General features: G+C 61.3%; 13 protein-coding genes. 10 read left to right on the top strand and 3 right to left on the bottom strand.

The features are described from left to right. Positions 1-33: 33 nt before the first annotated feature. The 6 genes from D781_RS12815 (at position 34) to D781_RS12790 (ending at position 7,417) form a co-directional block, all read left to right on the top strand. Positions 34-3,795: a nitrate reductase subunit alpha gene (locus D781_RS12815; protein ID WP_015672760.1), complete on the top strand. Its 3,762-nt coding sequence runs from the start codon at positions 34-36 to the stop codon at positions 3,793-3,795. After that, on the top strand, positions 3,792-5,336 hold the full coding sequence (narH, locus tag D781_RS12810) for a nitrate reductase subunit beta (protein WP_015672759.1): 1,545 nt from the start codon (positions 3,792-3,794) through the stop codon (positions 5,334-5,336). The genes D781_RS12815 and narH overlap by 4 nt, the downstream gene beginning before the upstream one ends. Continuing rightward, positions 5,333-6,058 (top strand): nitrate reductase molybdenum cofactor assembly chaperone, encoded by a 726-nt coding sequence (gene narJ / locus D781_RS12805; protein ID WP_015672758.1) that lies wholly within the window; start codon positions 5,333-5,335, stop codon positions 6,056-6,058. The genes narH and narJ overlap by 4 nt, the downstream gene beginning before the upstream one ends. Before the next feature lie 2 nt (positions 6,059-6,060). Further along, positions 6,061-6,738 carry a respiratory nitrate reductase subunit gamma gene (narI, locus tag D781_RS12800; protein WP_015672757.1) on the top strand — a complete coding sequence of 226 codons (678 nt, stop codon included), beginning with the start codon at positions 6,061-6,063 and terminating at the stop codon, positions 6,736-6,738. 185 nt (positions 6,739-6,923) lie between these two features. Next, positions 6,924-7,148 carry a hypothetical protein gene (locus D781_RS12795; protein WP_015672756.1) on the top strand — a complete coding sequence of 75 codons (225 nt, stop codon included), beginning with the start codon at positions 6,924-6,926 and terminating at the stop codon, positions 7,146-7,148. Continuing rightward, positions 7,148-7,417: a hypothetical protein gene (locus tag D781_RS12790; protein ID WP_015672755.1), complete on the top strand. Its 270-nt coding sequence runs from the start codon at positions 7,148-7,150 to the stop codon at positions 7,415-7,417. The genes D781_RS12795 and D781_RS12790 overlap by 1 nt, the downstream gene beginning before the upstream one ends. A gap of 29 nt (positions 7,418-7,446) precedes the next feature. On the opposite strand, the gene D781_RS22805 is transcribed toward D781_RS12790, so the two are convergent. From D781_RS22805 to D781_RS12780, 3 genes are read right to left on the bottom strand one after another with little or no spacing between them, the layout of a single operon-like run. Further along, on the bottom strand, positions 7,447-7,587 hold the full coding sequence (locus D781_RS22805; RefSeq protein WP_071823833.1) for a DUF2474 domain-containing protein: 141 nt from the start codon (positions 7,585-7,587) through the stop codon (positions 7,447-7,449). Positions 7,588-7,601: 14 nt separating this feature from the next. Beyond that, complete coding sequence (cydB, locus tag D781_RS12785) at positions 7,602-8,609, bottom strand: cytochrome d ubiquinol oxidase subunit II (protein ID WP_015672753.1); 1,008 nt, start codon at positions 8,607-8,609, stop codon at positions 7,602-7,604. 2 nt (positions 8,610-8,611) lie between these two features. Further along, entirely contained in the window at positions 8,612-10,015 is a 1,404-nt protein-coding gene (locus D781_RS12780) for a cytochrome ubiquinol oxidase subunit I (RefSeq protein ID WP_015672752.1), read from the bottom strand. A 231-nt stretch (positions 10,016-10,246) separates the two neighbouring features. Between D781_RS12780 and D781_RS12775 the strand changes: the two genes are divergently transcribed. From D781_RS12775 to astD, 4 genes are all read left to right on the top strand, one after another. Continuing rightward, entirely contained in the window at positions 10,247-11,665 is a 1,419-nt protein-coding gene (locus tag D781_RS12775; RefSeq protein WP_015672751.1) for a PLP-dependent aminotransferase family protein, read from the top strand. 547 nt (positions 11,666-12,212) lie between these two features. Then, complete coding sequence (locus tag D781_RS12770) at positions 12,213-13,427, top strand: aspartate aminotransferase family protein (RefSeq protein ID WP_015672750.1); 1,215 nt, start codon at positions 12,213-12,215, stop codon at positions 13,425-13,427. A 52-nt stretch (positions 13,428-13,479) separates the two neighbouring features. Continuing rightward, positions 13,480-14,514: an arginine N-succinyltransferase gene (gene astA / locus D781_RS12765; protein WP_015672749.1), complete on the top strand. Its 1,035-nt coding sequence runs from the start codon at positions 13,480-13,482 to the stop codon at positions 14,512-14,514. Continuing rightward, on the top strand, positions 14,514-15,986 hold the full coding sequence (astD, locus tag D781_RS12760) for a succinylglutamate-semialdehyde dehydrogenase (RefSeq protein WP_015672748.1): 1,473 nt from the start codon (positions 14,514-14,516) through the stop codon (positions 15,984-15,986). The genes astA and astD overlap by 1 nt, the downstream gene beginning before the upstream one ends. The last annotated feature ends 3 nt before the right edge of the window (positions 15,987-15,989 follow it).

Below are 15,989 nucleotides of genomic sequence, written 5' to 3'. Positions count from 1 at the left end.
AAATAACGATAAGAGCCTTCAGGAGAACTCCGGATGAGCAAGTTTTTAGACCGGTTCCGCTATTTTAAACAGCTGGCGGAGCCGTTTTCTGGCGAACACGGCCAGACGCTTAACAGCAACCGAGACTGGGAAGACGGCTACCGCAGCCGTTGGCAGCACGACAAAATCGTGCGTTCGACCCACGGCGTTAACTGCACCGGTTCGTGCAGTTGGAAGATCTACGTGAAAAACGGCCTGGTGACCTGGGAAACCCAGCAAACCGATTACCCGCGCACCCGCCCCGATCTGCCGAACCATGAACCGCGCGGCTGCCCGCGCGGTGCCAGCTACTCCTGGTATCTCTACAGCGCCAACCGCCTGAAGTACCCGCTGATGCGCAAACGCCTGCTGAAGCTGTGGCGTGAAGCCAAGGCGCAGCACAGCGATCCGGTGGAGGCCTGGGGCGCTATCGTCAGCGATCCGGACAAGGCCAAGAGCTATAAAATCGCCCGCGGGCGCGGCGGTTTTGTGCGTTCCAGCTGGCAGGAAGTGAATGAGCTGATCGCCGCCTCCAACGTCTACACCGCAAAAACCTTCGGCCCGGACCGCATTATCGGCTTCTCGCCGATTCCGGCGATGTCGATGGTGTCTTACGCATCTGGCGCGCGTTATTTGTCGCTGATCGGCGGCACCTGTCTGAGCTTCTACGACTGGTATTGCGATCTGCCGCCGGCGTCGCCGATGACCTGGGGCGAGCAGACCGACGTGCCGGAATCCGCCGACTGGTACAACTCCTCCTACATTATCGCCTGGGGCTCCAACGTACCGCAGACCCGTACGCCGGATGCCCACTTCTTTACCGAGGTGCGCTACAAAGGCACCAAAACCGTGGCGGTGACGCCGGACTACGCCGAAGTCGCCAAACTCTGCGACCAGTGGCTGAATCCGAAGCAGGGCACCGACAGCGCGATGGCGCTGGCGATGGGTCATGTGATGTTGAAGGAGTTCCATCTGGATCGTCAGGTCGGCTACTTCCGCGATTACGTGCGCCGCTATACCGATATGCCGATGCTGGTGCTGCTGGAACCGCGCGCCGAGGGCTATTACGCCGCCGGCCGGATGCTGCGCGCCAGCGATCTGGTGGATGCGCTGGGGCAGGACAACAATCCGGAATGGAAAACCGTCGCGCTGGATGAGAAAAGCGGTCAACTGGTGGCGCCGCAGGGCTCGATTGGCTTCCGCTGGGGCGAACAGGGCAAATGGAACCTGGAGCAGCGCGCCGGCCAGGGGCAGCAGGAGGTTGAACTGCAGCTGAGCCTGCTGGGTTCGCACGATGAGGTGGCCGAGGTCGGCTTCCCGTATTTCGGCGGCGCGGAAAGTGAACACTTCAGTAGCGTAGCGCTGGAACAGGTGTTGCGCCATCAGCTGCCGGTCAAGCGGCTGCAGCTGGCGGACGGCAGCGAAGCGCTGGTGGCCAGCGTTTACGATCTGACGCTGGCCAACTACGGCCTCGATCGTGGCCTGGGTGACGCCAACTGCGCCGTCGACTACGACGACATCAAGGCCTATTCACCGGCCTGGGCGGAGCAGATTACCGGCGTTTCCCGTCATCATATCATCCGCATTGCGCGCGAATTTGCCGACAACGCCGAGAAAACCCACGGCCGTTCCATGATTATCGTCGGCGCCGGGATGAACCACTGGTACCACATGGATATGAACTACCGCGGCCTGATCAATATGCTGATCTTCTGCGGCTGCGTCGGCCAGAGCGGCGGCGGCTGGGCGCACTACGTCGGCCAGGAAAAGCTGCGTCCGCAAACCGGCTGGCAGCCGCTGGCGTTCGGCCTTGACTGGCAGCGCCCGCCGCGCCAGATGAACGGCACCTCATTCTTCTACAACCACTCCAGTCAGTGGCGCTATGAAACCGTCGGCACCGAAGAGCTGCTGTCACCGCTGGCGGAAAAGTCCCGCTTCAGCGGCAGCCTGATCGACCTTAACGTACGCGCTGAACGCATGGGCTGGCTGCCGTCCGCGCCGCAGCTCAATACCAACCCGCTGCATATCGCCGCACAGGCGGCCGCGGCCGGGCAGTCGCCGCTGGATTACACCGTGGACAGCCTGAAGCAGGGCGCGCTGCGCTTTGCCGCGGAACAGCCGGACAATCCGCAGAACTTCCCGCGTAACCTGTTCGTCTGGCGCTCCAACCTGCTGGGCTCCTCCGGCAAAGGCCATGAGTATCTGCTCAAGTACCTGTTGGGAACGGAAAACGGCATTCAGGGGAGCGATCTGGGTCAGCAGGGCGGCGTTAAACCGCAGGAGGTGGAGTGGCAGGATCATGGCGGCGAAGGCAAGCTGGATCTGGTGGTGACGCTCGATTTCCGCATGTCCAGCACCTGTCTCTATTCCGATATCGTGCTGCCGACCGCCACCTGGTATGAGAAGGACGATATGAATACCTCGGATATGCATCCGTTTATTCATCCGCTGTCGGCGGCGGTCGATCCGGCCTGGGAGTCGAAAAGCGACTGGGAAATTTACAAGGGCATTGCCAAGGCCTTCTCCGAAGTGTGCGTCGGCCACCTGGGCCAGGAAACCGACGTGGTGACGCTGCCGATCCAGCATGACTCCGCCGCTGAGCTGGCGCAGCCGCTGGGGGTGCAGGACTGGAAAAAGGGTGAATGCGATCTGATCCCGGGGAAAACCGCGCCGCATATTATGCTGGTCGAGCGCGACTACCCAGCCACCTATGAGCGCTTTACCTCGCTGGGACCGCTGTTGGATAAGCTCGGCAACGGCGGCAAGGGCATCAGCTGGAACACCCAGAATGAAGTCGATTTCCTCAAACAGCTGAACTACGTCAAGGCCGACGGCCCGGCCGCCGGCCGGCCGAAGATCGACAGCGCGATCGACGCGGCGGAAGTGATTTTGTCGCTGGCGCCGGAAACCAACGGCCAGGTGGCGGTAAAAGCCTGGCAGGCGCTCAGCAACGTCACCGGCCGCGATCACACCCATCTGGCGCTGAACAAGGAAGATGAAAAAATCCGCTTCCGCGATATTCAGGCCCAGCCGCGCAAGATCATCTCCAGCCCGACCTGGTCCGGCCTGGAAGATGAGCACGTGTCCTACAACGCCTGCTACACCAACGTACATGAGCTGATCCCGTGGCGCACCCTCAGCGGCCGCCAGCAGCTGTATCAGGATCACGAGTGGATGCGCGCCTTTGGCGAGAGCCTGCTGGTGTACCGTCCGCCGATCGATACCCGTGCCGCGCAGCCGCTGCTGAACCGGCAGCCGAACGGCAACCGGGAGAAGGCGCTCAACTTCCTGACGCCGCACCAGAAATGGGGCATCCACTCGACCTACAGCGACAACCTGCTGATGCTGACGCTGTCGCGCGGCGGGCCGATCGTCTGGATGAGCGAAGAGGACGCCGCCGAGCTGGGCATTGCCGATAACGACTGGATTGAGGCGTTCAACGCCAACGGCGCGCTGACTGCCCGCGCGGTGGTCAGCCAGCGCATTCCGGCCGGCATGACCATGATGTACCACGCCCAGGAGCGCATCGTGAATATTCCGGGCTCGGAAATCACCAGCCAGCGCGGCGGCATCCATAACTCGGTCACCCGCGTCTGCCCGAAACCGACGCACATGATCGGCGGCTATGCGCAGCTGAGCTATGGCTTCAACTATTACGGCACCGTCGGCTCCAACCGCGATGAGTTTGTGGTGGTGCGCAAAATGAACCGTATCGACTGGTTGGACGGCGAAGGTAACGACGACACCCAGGGCAGCCAGCAGGAGAAAGCCAAATGAAAATTCGTTCGCAAGTCGGCATGGTGCTGAATCTGGACAAATGCATCGGTTGCCATACCTGTTCGGTCACCTGTAAGAACGTCTGGACCTGCCGCGAAGGCGTGGAGTACGCCTGGTTCAATAACGTGGAAAGTAAACCGGGCGTCGGCTATCCGCACGCCTGGGAAGACCAGGAGAAATGGCAGGGCGGCTGGATCCGCAAAATCAACGGTAAGCTGGAGCCGCGCATGGGCAACCGCGTCGGCGTGCTGTCGAAGATTTTCGCCAACCCGCACGTACCGGCGTTGGATGATTACTACGAACCGTTTGATTACGACTATCAGCATCTGCATACCGCGCCGCAGGGCAAACAGCAGCCGATCGCCCGGCCGCGTTCGCTGATTACCGGCCAGCGTATGAAGAAAATCGAAAACGGCCCGAACTGGGAAGAGATCCTCGGCGGCGAGTTTGCAAAGCGTTCGCAGGATCAGAACTTCGCCAATATGCAAAAGGCGATGTACGGCCAGTTTGAGAACACCTTCATGATGTATCTGCCGCGCCTGTGCGAGCACTGCCTGAACCCGGCGTGCGTGGCGACCTGTCCGAGCGGCGCCATCTACAAGCGCGGCGAAGACGGCATTGTGCTGATCGACCAGGACAAGTGCCGCGGCTGGCGCATGTGCCTGACCGGCTGTCCGTACAAGAAAATCTACTTTAACTGGAAGAGCGGCAAATCGGAGAAGTGCATTTTCTGCTATCCGCGCATCGAGGCCGGCCAGCCGACCGTCTGCTCGGAAACCTGCGTCGGACGTATTCGCTACCTCGGCGTGCTGCTGTATGACGCCGACCGCATCGAACAGGCGGCGTCGACGGAAAACGCGCAGGATCTGTATCAGAGCCAGCTGGACATCTTCCTGGATCCGCACGATCCGGCGGTGATTGCCCAGGCGCTGGCGGACGGCGTGCCGCAGAGCGTGATCGACGCCGCGCAGCAGTCGCCGGTGTACAAAATGGCGATGGACTGGAAGCTGGCGCTGCCGCTGCACCCGGAATACCGCACCTTACCGATGGTGTGGTACGTGCCGCCGCTGTCGCCGATTCAGTCGGCGGCGGATGCCGGCGAGCTGGCGCACAACGGCGTGCTGCCGGACGTCGACAGCCTGCGCATCCCGGTGCAGTACCTGGCGAACCTGCTGACCGCCGGCGATACCGCGCCGGTGCTGCTGGCGCTGAAACGCATGCTGGCGATGCGCCACTACAAGCGCGCCGAAAGCGTGGACGGCGTGACGGACACCCGCGCGCTGGAAGAGGTCGGCCTGAGCGAGGCGCAGGCGCAGGAGATGTACCGCTATCTGGCAATCGCCAACTACGAGGACCGCTTTGTGGTGCCGTCCAGCCACCGTGAGCTGGCGCGCGAGGCGTTCCCGGAAAGTAAGGGCTGCGGCTTCAGCTTTGGCGACGGTTGCCACGGCAGCGACGGCAAGTTCAACCTGTTCAACAGCCGCCGCATCGACGCGATTGACGTGACGCAGAAAACCGCGCGTCAGGAGGATGCCTCATGATGACGTTACGGATTATCGCCCGCCTGCTGGACTACCCGGACCAGGTGCTGTGGCAGCATCAGGATGAGCTGCTGGCGGCGCTGGAGCCGGCCTGTGAGCTGGATCTGCACTACAGCGCGCTGCTGATGCAGTTTATCCGCGACCTGTGCGCCCGCCCGCTGCTGGACGCGCAGGCCGATTACTGCGAACGGTTTGACCGCGGCCGCGCCACTTCGCTGCTGCTGTTTGAACATGTGCATGGCGAATCGCGCGATCGCGGGCAGGCGATGGTCGACCTGATGGCGCAATACCGCGCCGACGGGCTGCAGATTGACAGCCGCGAGCTGCCGGACTTCCTGCCGCTGTATCTGGAGTATCTCGCCAGCCGCAGCGATGAAGCGGCGCGCGAAGGGCTGCAGGACATCGCGCCGATCCTGGCGCTGCTGGGGGCGCGCTTACACCAGCGCGGCTGCGCATACGGCGTGCTGTTTGACATCTTGCTGGCGCTGTCCGGCAGCGATATTCAGGCGCAGGCGCTGAAGCAGCAGGTGGCCGCAGAGGCGCGCGACGATACGCCGCAGGCGCTGGATGCGGTATGGGAAGAGGAACAGATTAAGTTTCTCGGTGAACCGCAGGGCTGCGCCTCCGCGCAGCAGACCGCGCATCAGCGGCGTTTTGCCGGCGCGGTGGCGCCGCAGTACCTGGACCTGTCGGATGCGTTAACCGGAACCAAAGGACGCTAATCATGCAATTTCTGAATCAGTTTTTCTTCGATATCTATCCGTATCTGGCGGGGGCGATTTTTCTGGTCGGCAGCTGGCTGCGTTACGATTACGGCCAGTACAGCTGGCGCGCCGGCTCCAGCCAGATGCTGGATAAAAAGGGCATGCGGCTGGCTTCCAACCTGTTCCATATCGGCATTCTGGGGATCTTCTTTGGTCACCTGTTCGGCATGCTGACGCCGCACTGGATGTATCAGGAGTTTTTACCGATCGACGTGAAGCAGAAGCTGGCGATGATCGCCGGTGGTATCTGCGGGCTGATGACGCTGGCGGGCGGGGCGCTGCTGCTCAAACGTCGTCTGACCAACCCGCGGGTGCGGGCGACCAGCAGCGTTGCCGATATCCTGATCCTGACGCTGTTGGTGGTGCAGGTGTGTCTGGGCCTGCTGACCATTCCGTTCTCCGCCCAGCATATGGACGGCAGCGAAATGATGAAGCTGGTGGGCTGGGCGCAGGCGGTGGTCACCTTCCAGGGCGGTGCGTCGCAGCATCTTGACGGCGTGGCGCTGATTTTCAGGCTGCATATGGTGCTGGGGATGACGCTGTTCGTGCTGTTCCCGTTCTGCCGCCTGGTGCATATCTGGAGCGCGCCGGTCGAGTACCTGACCCGCCGCTATCAGCTGGTGCGTAACCGCCGTTAATCCCGTCTTCCGCGCCGGCTGATGTTTCGCCGGCGCGGATTTACAGTTCCTTCCTCGTCGCCTCCCGATGATTTTCCGCGGAAAACCTGCCGCATCTGCGACGCGTTACGCAGTTCACTAATTGAACAGCAACGCCAATGGCGCTACAGTCTCTCCACCTTAACTCAGGCCACAGGAGGTGGAACATGCGTCGCTTGCCCTTACTGGTATCTAATGAAATTGACGACAGTTTAAACGCCATGGCCGCCCGCCATGGATTAGCCAAAACGGAGGTGATTGTGAAAGCCTTTTCATTACTGGCGCTGGCCGATCACCACTGGATAAGACAGGACGGCACCACGCTTGCCGTGGTGCGCGACACCGAAGGCGGCGAACTGGAGGTGATCGGCAAGGTGCAGGGGTTGTTTTAATGGGGGCGCCACGGCGGGAGAAGCTGGTGGACGTCGGCGCGCTGTACCTCGACGCGACGGCGACGTTTGACGAAATGGAGCGTTTGCGTCTGGCCAGACAGGTGCTGAGCGGTCTGTTTGTGATTAGCGTCGGCGTCTTTGCCGCCCACGCCTACTGGGATGACAATCAGCCGCTGCGGCAGGTGTTTGAACTGCTGAAAATCGGCGCGCTGCCGCTGGTGACGCTGGTGGTGTCGTTTTATTTTCCGAACGGCGCCGCCGGCCGGTAAGGCGGGCGGCGCAGGCGGTCAGTTAACCTTCAGTGCGATTTCATCCCCGCCGCGGTCATCAGCATGCGGAAGATCGTCGCCACCACAAACAGCCCCAGTACGCTGGCGCTCCAGATAATCACCAGCCAGCCGACGCGTTTCCACCAGGGGGCGGCGTCTTTCTGTTTCATCGTCGCCTCCTTCATCAGTGGTAGCCCTGTTCATGGCTCACCTTGCCGCGGAACACGTAGTAGCTCCAGAAGGTGTAGACCAGAATAATCGGGATGATGAACAGCGCGCCCACCAGCATAAAGCCCTGGCTCTGCATCGGCGACGCCGCTTCCCACAGGCTGATGGACGGCGGGATCAACAGCGGCCAGATGCTGATGCCCAGCCCGCTCAGGCCGAGGAACACCAGCAGCAGCGTCAGCAGAAACGGCGAGTAGTGCGCGTCGTTATGCACCCCGCGCCAGATGCCCCAGGCGCTCAGCAGCACCAGAATCGGCACCGGCAGCAGCCAGAACAGGTTCGGCAGGCTGAACCAGCGGTCGGCGATTTCCGCATGTGCTATTGGCGTCCAGATGCTGACCAGCGCCAGAATCACCAGCAGACTCACCAGCAGCGGCGTCGCCAGGCGGTACATACGCGCCTGCAGTTCGCCGGCGGTTCTCATCACCAGCCAGGTGCAGCCGAGCAGGGCGTAGGCGACCACCAGCCCCAGGCCGCAGAACAGCGCGAACGGTGTCAGCCAGTCGAGCGGGCCGCCGGCATAGGCGCGGTTCTCCACCGGGAAACCGTTCAGAATGGCGCCGACCACGATGCCCTGACAGAACGTGGCGAGCAGCGAGCCGCCGATAAAGGCTTTATCCCAGATATGGCGCTTGTCGGCGGTGGCCTTGAAGCGGAACTCAAACGCCACGCCGCGGAAAATCAGGCCGATCAGCATCAGCGTCAGCGGAATGGCCAGCGCGTCGAGGATCACCGAATACGCCAGCGGGAAGGCGCCAAACAGCCCGGCGCCCCCTAGCACCAGCCAGGTTTCGTTGCCGTCCCAGACCGGCGCGACGGTGTTCATCATCACGTCGCGGTCGCCGCTGTCCTTGACCCACGGAAACAGGATGCCGATGCCCAGATCGAAGCCGTCCATCACCACGTACATCATGGTGCTGAACACGATAATCAAAAACCAGATAAGCGGAAGATCGATACCCATGTTCAACTCCTGTCGTCCAGATGCTCTTTGACCGCGGACAGCGGACGTGCCGGCCGGCCTTCGGTGTCGTCCGGCTGCTGGCCTTCATGCGGCTGCGGCCCTTTGCGGATCAGCCGCATCATATAGGCGTAACCGACGCCGAACACCGAGCAGTACACCACGATAAACGCCAGCAGGCTGATGCTCATATGCAGTTCGCCGTGGGCGGAAACCGCGTCTTTGGTGCGCAGCAGGCCATAGACCACCCACGGCTGACGGCCGATTTCGGTGGTGAACCAGCCTGCAAGCAGGGCGATTAACCCCGACGGCCCCATCCACAGCACGAAGTAGAGGAAGGGTTTGGAGTGATACAGGCCGCCGCGCCAGCGCAGCCACAGGCTCCAGACGCCGGCCAGAATCATCAGCAGGCCCATGGCGACCATCACGCGGAAGCTCCAGAATACGATGGTGGAGTTGGGGCGGTCCTCCGGCGGGAAGGACTTCAGCGCCGGGATCTGCTCCGTCAGGCTATGGGTGAGGATCAGGCTGCCGAGATAGGGCACCTCCAGACTAAAGCGCGTCTCTTCCCGCTCCATATCCGGCCAGCCGAACAGGATCAACGGCGTGGCCTCACCGGCGACGTTTTCCCAGTGTCCCTCAATCGCGGCGATTTTGGCCGGCTGATGTTTGAGGGTATTCAGACCGTGGGCGTCGCCGATAAATGCCTGAATCGGGGCGACGATCAGCGCCATCCACATTGCCATCGACAGCATGGTGCGCATCGCCGGCGTATCGCGGCCGCGCAGCAGGTGCCAGGCGGCGGAGGCGCCGACGAAGAAGGCGGAGGCCAGGAAGGCCGCGGTGGACATATGCAGCAGCCGGTAAGGGAAGGACGGGTTGAAAATCACCTTCAGCCACTCTACCGGCACCACCTGGCCGTTGATGATTTCATGACCCTGCGGGGTCTGCATCCAACTATTCGACGCCAGGATCCAGAAGGTGGAAATCAGCGTGCCCAGCGCCACCATGCAGGTGGCGAAGAAGTGCAGTCCGGGGCCGACGCGGTTCCAGCCGAACAGCATCACCCCCAGAAATCCGGCCTCCAGGAAGAAGGCGGTCAGCACTTCATAGGTCAGCAGCGGCCCGGTGATATTGCCGGCAAATTCGGAGAAAAAGCTCCAGTTGGTGCCGAACTGATAGGCCATCACCAGGCCGGAAACCACCCCCATGCCAAAGTTGACGGCGAAGATTTTCGACCAGAAATGGTAGAGCTGCCGATAGGTGTCATCCTGTGTCTTCAGCCATAAACCTTCCAGCACCGCCAGATAGCTGGCGAGCCCGATTGTGATTGCAGGAAACAAGATATGGAAGGATACGGTGAAGGCGAACTGTATTCTGGCAAGCTCCAGTGCATCAAGACCCAGCATAGCGCCCCCTAGGGTTGTACATAATGTGACCTCTTCAGTATAGACGTATTTTTTTCAATGACCTCCCGGCGAAAAAGTGCGCGGAGACGGCCGTCTGGCAGCGGGGAAATCGTCCGTGAAGCGCGGCAGGAGAGCAGAGAAAACTTGGCGGTCAGTTAAACACGGAGTACAGTTGCTATAATAGTGACAGTTATTTTACTTTTACCTATAACAGTTTGTTTTGGCCTATTTATGACACGATATGAACAATTGGCGCAGCAAATCCGTGAGCAGATCCAGAACCGGGTGTGGCGCGCCGGCGATAAATTGCCCTCGTTGCGGGAGAGCGGCCGGCGCGCCGGACTCAGTCTGATGACGGTGGTGCAGTCATATCAACTGCTGGAAAGCCAGGGGTGGATCGTGGCGCGGCCGCAGTCCGGCTATTACGTTGCCGCCCGGCCGCAGCCGCTGCCGCAGGCGACGCACGGTGAAAAGCTGCTGCTGAGTGAGCAGGTGGATATCAACGCCTTTATTTTTGACGTGCTGCAGGCCTGCAAAGATCCGCAGATTGTGCCGTTCGGCTCGGCGTTTCCGGACGCGACGTTGTTTACCCAGCCGAAGTTGGCGCGGGCGCTCAGCAGCGTGGCGCGCAAGTTTACCCCGCACAGCTCGCTGGTTAACCTGCCGCCGGGCAATGACGCGCTGCGGCGCAACATCGCGCAGCGCTATGCGTTAAGCGGCATGCAGGTGGCGCCGGATGAAATCGTCATTACCGCCGGGGCGATGGAGTCGCTCAGCCTCAGCCTGCAGGCGGTCACGCAGCCCGGCGACTATGTGGCCATTGAGTCACCGGCTTTTTACGGCGCGCTGCAGGCGCTGGAACGGCTGCGGCTGAAAGCGGTGGCCATCCCCACCCACCCGCAGCACGGGATGGAGCTGGAGCCGCTGGAACAGGCGCTGACGCAGTACCCGATCAAGGCCTGCTGGCTGATGACGCATTTCCAGAACCCGCAGGGCGCCAGCATGCCGGAGGCCAATAAGCAGCGGTTGGTGGCGTTGCTGCGGGAAAGGCAGATTGCGTTGATTGAAGATGATGTTTACGGCGAACTCTATTTCGGCGCCGAGCGGCCGCTGCCGGCCAAGGCGCTGGACACGGACGGCCTGGTGCTGCACTGCTCGTCCTTTTCCAAATGTTTGGCGCCGGGCTTTCGCGTGGGCTGGGTGGCGGCGGGCCGGCATGCCACGCAGATCCAGCGTTTGCAGCTGATGAGCACCGTATCCGCCAGCGTACCGATGCAGATGGCGATTGCCGATTACCTGCTGCACGGCGGTTACGATACCCATCTGCGGCGTTTACGCCGCCAGCTGGCGCAGCGGCAGAGCGCGATGCGTCAGGCGATTGCGCATTACTTTCCCCCGACCGTCAGCGTCAGCCAGCCGGACGGCGGCTATTTTCTATGGCTGGAGCTGCCTCCGGGCCTGTCGGCGATGGCGCTGTATCAGCGCGCGCTGGCGCAGGGCATCAGTATTGCCCCCGGGCGCATGTTTACCACCGGCGACCATTTCAACCACTGTTTCCGACTTAACGCCTCGTTTGAGTGGAGCGAACGGCTGGAGGCGGCAGTCTGCACCCTCGGTGAGCTGATCCGCCAGCTGACGCCGCAATCCTAGTCTTTTCTCCCGTTTCGCCGGGGCAAAATAGGGCATGTGCACCGTTATGGCGCACGGTTGGGCGGCCGACGTCAGTCAGGCCGCTTATTTTTTGCGAGCGCGATCAGAAAAAACAAAACTTTTTGCGAATGAATAGTATTTCGTTGCCCGTGGCGTTTTCAGGCTGCGTTTTTACATTTATGCAGTATAAATGCATAAAATATGCATATGTATGCATTATAAGCCGTTGTTTTAACGAAAAAAAATGAGAAATGCCTCCCAAATCCGCTGTTGGCACGATAACTGCTCTACACTCTTTATCAAACGGCATGTATTTTAACTGTCCGTTAACATTAATGGCCCGTTGTCGGTCGAGCTACGCGACAGATATAGTAAAAAATCGCCTTTATGTAACAGATTTGTGTCTAAAACGCCGCTGAAGAAGAGCATTATCATCGTCAGGCGCCACCAGATTCCGCGCGATTTTTTATCTTGTTGTAACGCTTTACCGTACAGAAACGGCCTTTCGGCTCAAAACTCTGTTTTTCGCTTACGTCATGAGGTCACTATGGAACAGCCAATCGCAGTTACCCGCCAGTCTTTCGATGACTGGATGATCCCGGTTTATGCGCCCGCCGATTTTATCCTGGTGCGCGGTGAAGGCTCCCGCGTCTGGGACCAGCAGGGTAAAGAGTATATCGACTTTGCCGGCGGCATTGCGGTGAATGCGTTGGGCCATGCGCATCCGGTGGTGAAGGCCGCGCTGGTGGAGCAGGCCGGCAAACTGTGGCATCTGGGCAACGGCTATACCAACGAGCCGGTGCTGCGTCTGGCGAAGATGCTGATTGACGCCACCTTCGCCGACAAGGTCTTTTTCTGTAACTCCGGCGCGGAGGCCAACGAAGCGGCGCTGAAACTGGCGCGTAAATATGCGCTGGATAACTTCGGCGCCGAGAAGAACCAGATCGTGGCGTTCAACAATGCGTTCCACGGCCGTACGCTGTTTACCGTTTCCGCCGGCGGCCAGCCGAAGTATTCCCAGGACTTTGCGCCGCTGCCGGGCGGCATTACCCATACGGCGTATAACGATCTGGCTGCGGCGGCGGAAGTGATTAACGACCGCACCTGCGCAGTGATTGTCGAGCCGATTCAGGGCGAGGGCGGCGTACTGCCGGCCGACGGCGAATTCCTGCAGGGGCTGCGCGAGCTGTGCGATCGTCACAACGCGCTGCTGATTTTTGATGAGGTGCAAACCGGCATGGGCCGCACCGGCGATCTGTACGCTTACATGCAGTACGGCGTGGTGCCGGACGTGCTGACCACCGCCAAAGCGCTGGGCGGCGGCTTCCCGATTGGCGCGATGCTGACCACCGACGCGCTGGCGAAAACTCTGGGCGTCGGTACGCACGGCACCACTTACGGCGGCAACCCGTTGGCAACGGCGGTCGCCGGCGCGGTGTTCTCGCAGATCAATACGCCGGAAGTGCTGAGCGGGGTGAAACAGCGCCACCTGTGGTTTATCGAAGAGCTGAATAAGATTAATCAGCAGTACCCGATTTTCGCTGAGATCCGCGGCGGCGGTCTGCTGATTGGCTGCGTGCTGAAGCCGGACTATGCCGGCAAAGCCAAGCAAATTACCCAGTACGCCAATGAAGAGGGGGTGATCGCGCTGATTGCCGGGCCGAACGTGGTGCGTTTCACACCGTCGCTGGTGATCCCGGAAGCGGACGTACGCGAAGGACTGGCGCGCTTTGCGCGAGCGGTAGCACGTATTTGCAGCTAATTTCTCGGCGGCGTCGGCAGCGGCGCCGCCGAATGACTTAGAGGTTCGCATTATGATGATTATTCGCCCCATTGAGCGTCGTGATTTGTCAGATCTGCTGACGCTGGCCGGTAAATCCGGTATTGGCCTCACTTCTTTGCCGCAAAATGAAGACACCTTGTCGGCACGCATTGAGCGGGCGCTAAAAACCTGGCAGGGCGAACTTCCCCCCGGTGAACAGTGCTATCTGTTTGTGCTGGAAGACAGCGAGCGCCAGCAGGTGGTGGGCGTCAGCGCCATTGAGGTGGCGGTCGGCCTGACCGAGCCGTGGTACAGCTTCCGGGTCGGCTCGCAGGTGCATGCTTCCAAGCCGCTGGGCGTTTACAAAACGGTGCCGACGCTGTTTCTCAGCAACGACCACACCGGCCACTCCGAACTCTGTACGCTGTTCCTTGACCCGGATTATCGTCACGGCGAGAACGGCAAATTATTATCTAAAGTGCGCTTCTTGTTTATCGCCGCCTTCCGTGAGCGCTTCGCGCGCAAGCTGATTGCCGAAATGCGCGGTTTCTCCGATGAAAACGGCCGTTCGCCATTTTGGGAAAACGTCGGCAACCACTTCTTTTCTATTGAGTTCGCCGAGGCGGACTACCTGAGCGGCACCGGTCAGAAAGCGTTTATCGCCGAACTGATGCCGAAGCACCCGCTGTACGTCGACTTCCTGTCGCAAGATGCGCAGCAGGTGATTGGTGAAGTTCATCCGCACACCGTGCCGGCGCGCCGCCTGCTGGAGGCCGAAGGCCTGCGCTATCAGGGCTATGTCGATATTTTCGACGGCGGCCCGACGCTGGAGGCGGAAATCGACGAGATCCGCGCGGTGAAACACAGCCGGCTGGTGAAAGTGGTGCTGGATGAGACGCCGATGCGCGACGATGCGCCGCTGCTGCTGGTGGCCAACGAAAACTATCAACACTACCGCGCGCTGCTGATGGCGGCTGATGTGTACGACGACCGTCTGCATATGAGCGCCGCCACCGCCGCGGCGCTTGGCGTGGAGCAGGGCAGCCCGGTGCGCGTGGTGGCCCTTTTTACACAGGAGAGAGTTTAATGTCACATGCGGCACTGTTAATTAATGGCGTCTGGCGCGCGGGGCACGGCGCGGCGTTCAGTAAAACCGATCCGGTCGACAATCAATTGCTGTGGCAGGCCGAGTCCGCCGATGCCGGCGACGTGGAGGCCGCATGCGAAGCGGCGCGCAGCGCCTTTCCCGTCTGGGCGCGCACGCCGTTTGCCGAGCGTGAGCAGCTGGTGAAGCGCTTTGCCGCGCTGCTGGAAGAACATAAAGCGCAGCTGGCGGAAACCATTAGCCGTGAAACCGGTAAACCGCGCTGGGAAACGCTGACTGAAGTGCAGGCGATGATCGGCAAGGTCGCCATTTCCCTGCAGGCCTATCAGGACCGCACTGGCGAGAGCCGCAACGAAATGGCCGACGGCGCGGCGACGCTGCGCCACCGTCCGCACGGTGTGCTGGCGGTGTTTGGCCCTTACAATTTCCCGGGGCACCTGCCGAACGGCCATATTGTGCCGGCGCTGCTGGCGGGCAACAGCGTGGTGTTCAAACCTAGCGAGCTGACGCCGTTAACGGCGGAGGTGACGCTGCGGCTGTGGCTGCAGGCTGGGCTGCCGGACGGGGTGATCAACCTGGTGCAGGGCGGGCGTGAGACCGGCGAAGCGCTGGCGGCCAATTCGCAGATCGACGGCCTGCTGTTTACCGGCAGCGCCGGCACCGGCTATCAGCTGCACCGTCAGCTGGCGGGGCAGCCGGAGAAGATTCTGGCGCTGGAGATGGGCGGTAACAATGCGCTGATCGTCGAGGAGATCGACAATTGCGATGCGGCGGTCAATCTGGCGATTCAGTCGGCGTTTATCTCCGCCGGCCAGCGCTGCACCTGCGCACGGCGTATTCTGGTCAAACGCGGCGCGCAGGGCGACGCCTTTATCGAACGTCTGGTGCAGGTGGCGGCCACGCTGCGCATCGGCCGCTGGGACGCCGAGCCGCAGCCGTTTATGGGCGGGGTGATCTCGTCGCCGGCGGCGGAAAAAATGCTGGCGGCGCAGGATTACCTGCTGTCGCTGGGCGGTCGGGCGCTGCTGACCATGCAGCGGCTGGAAAGCGGCAGCGCGCTGCTCAGCCCGGGGATTATCGAGGTCAGCGAGGTAGCGGCGCTGCCGGACGAGGAGTATTTCGGGCCGTTGACCACCATTATCCGCTACGACGATTTCGACCAGGCGCTGCGCATCGCCAACCAGACGCGCTATGGCCTGTCGGTGGGGCTGATCTCGCCGCGGCGCGCCCAGTTTGAGCAACTGCTGCTGGAGGCGCGCGCCGGCATCGTCAACTGGAACAAACCGTTGACCGGCGCGTCCAGCGCGGCGCCGTTCGGCGGCGTTGGTGCATCGGGCAACCATCGTCCCAGCGCCTACTATGCGGCGGATTACTGCGCCTGGCCGATGGCGTCGCTGGAAAGCGAAACGCTGCAGCTGCCGGCCAGTTTGTCCCCTGGCGTGTCCTTTAATTAATCG

The sequence above is a fragment of the Serratia sp. FGI94 genome (assembly GCF_000330865.1).
In the GTDB taxonomy this organism is placed as follows: domain Bacteria; phylum Pseudomonadota; class Gammaproteobacteria; order Enterobacterales; family Enterobacteriaceae; genus Serratia_B; species Serratia_B rubidaea.
The sequence above is the reverse complement of the archived record's forward strand: the minus strand, read 5'-3'. Positions and strand labels throughout refer to the sequence as shown.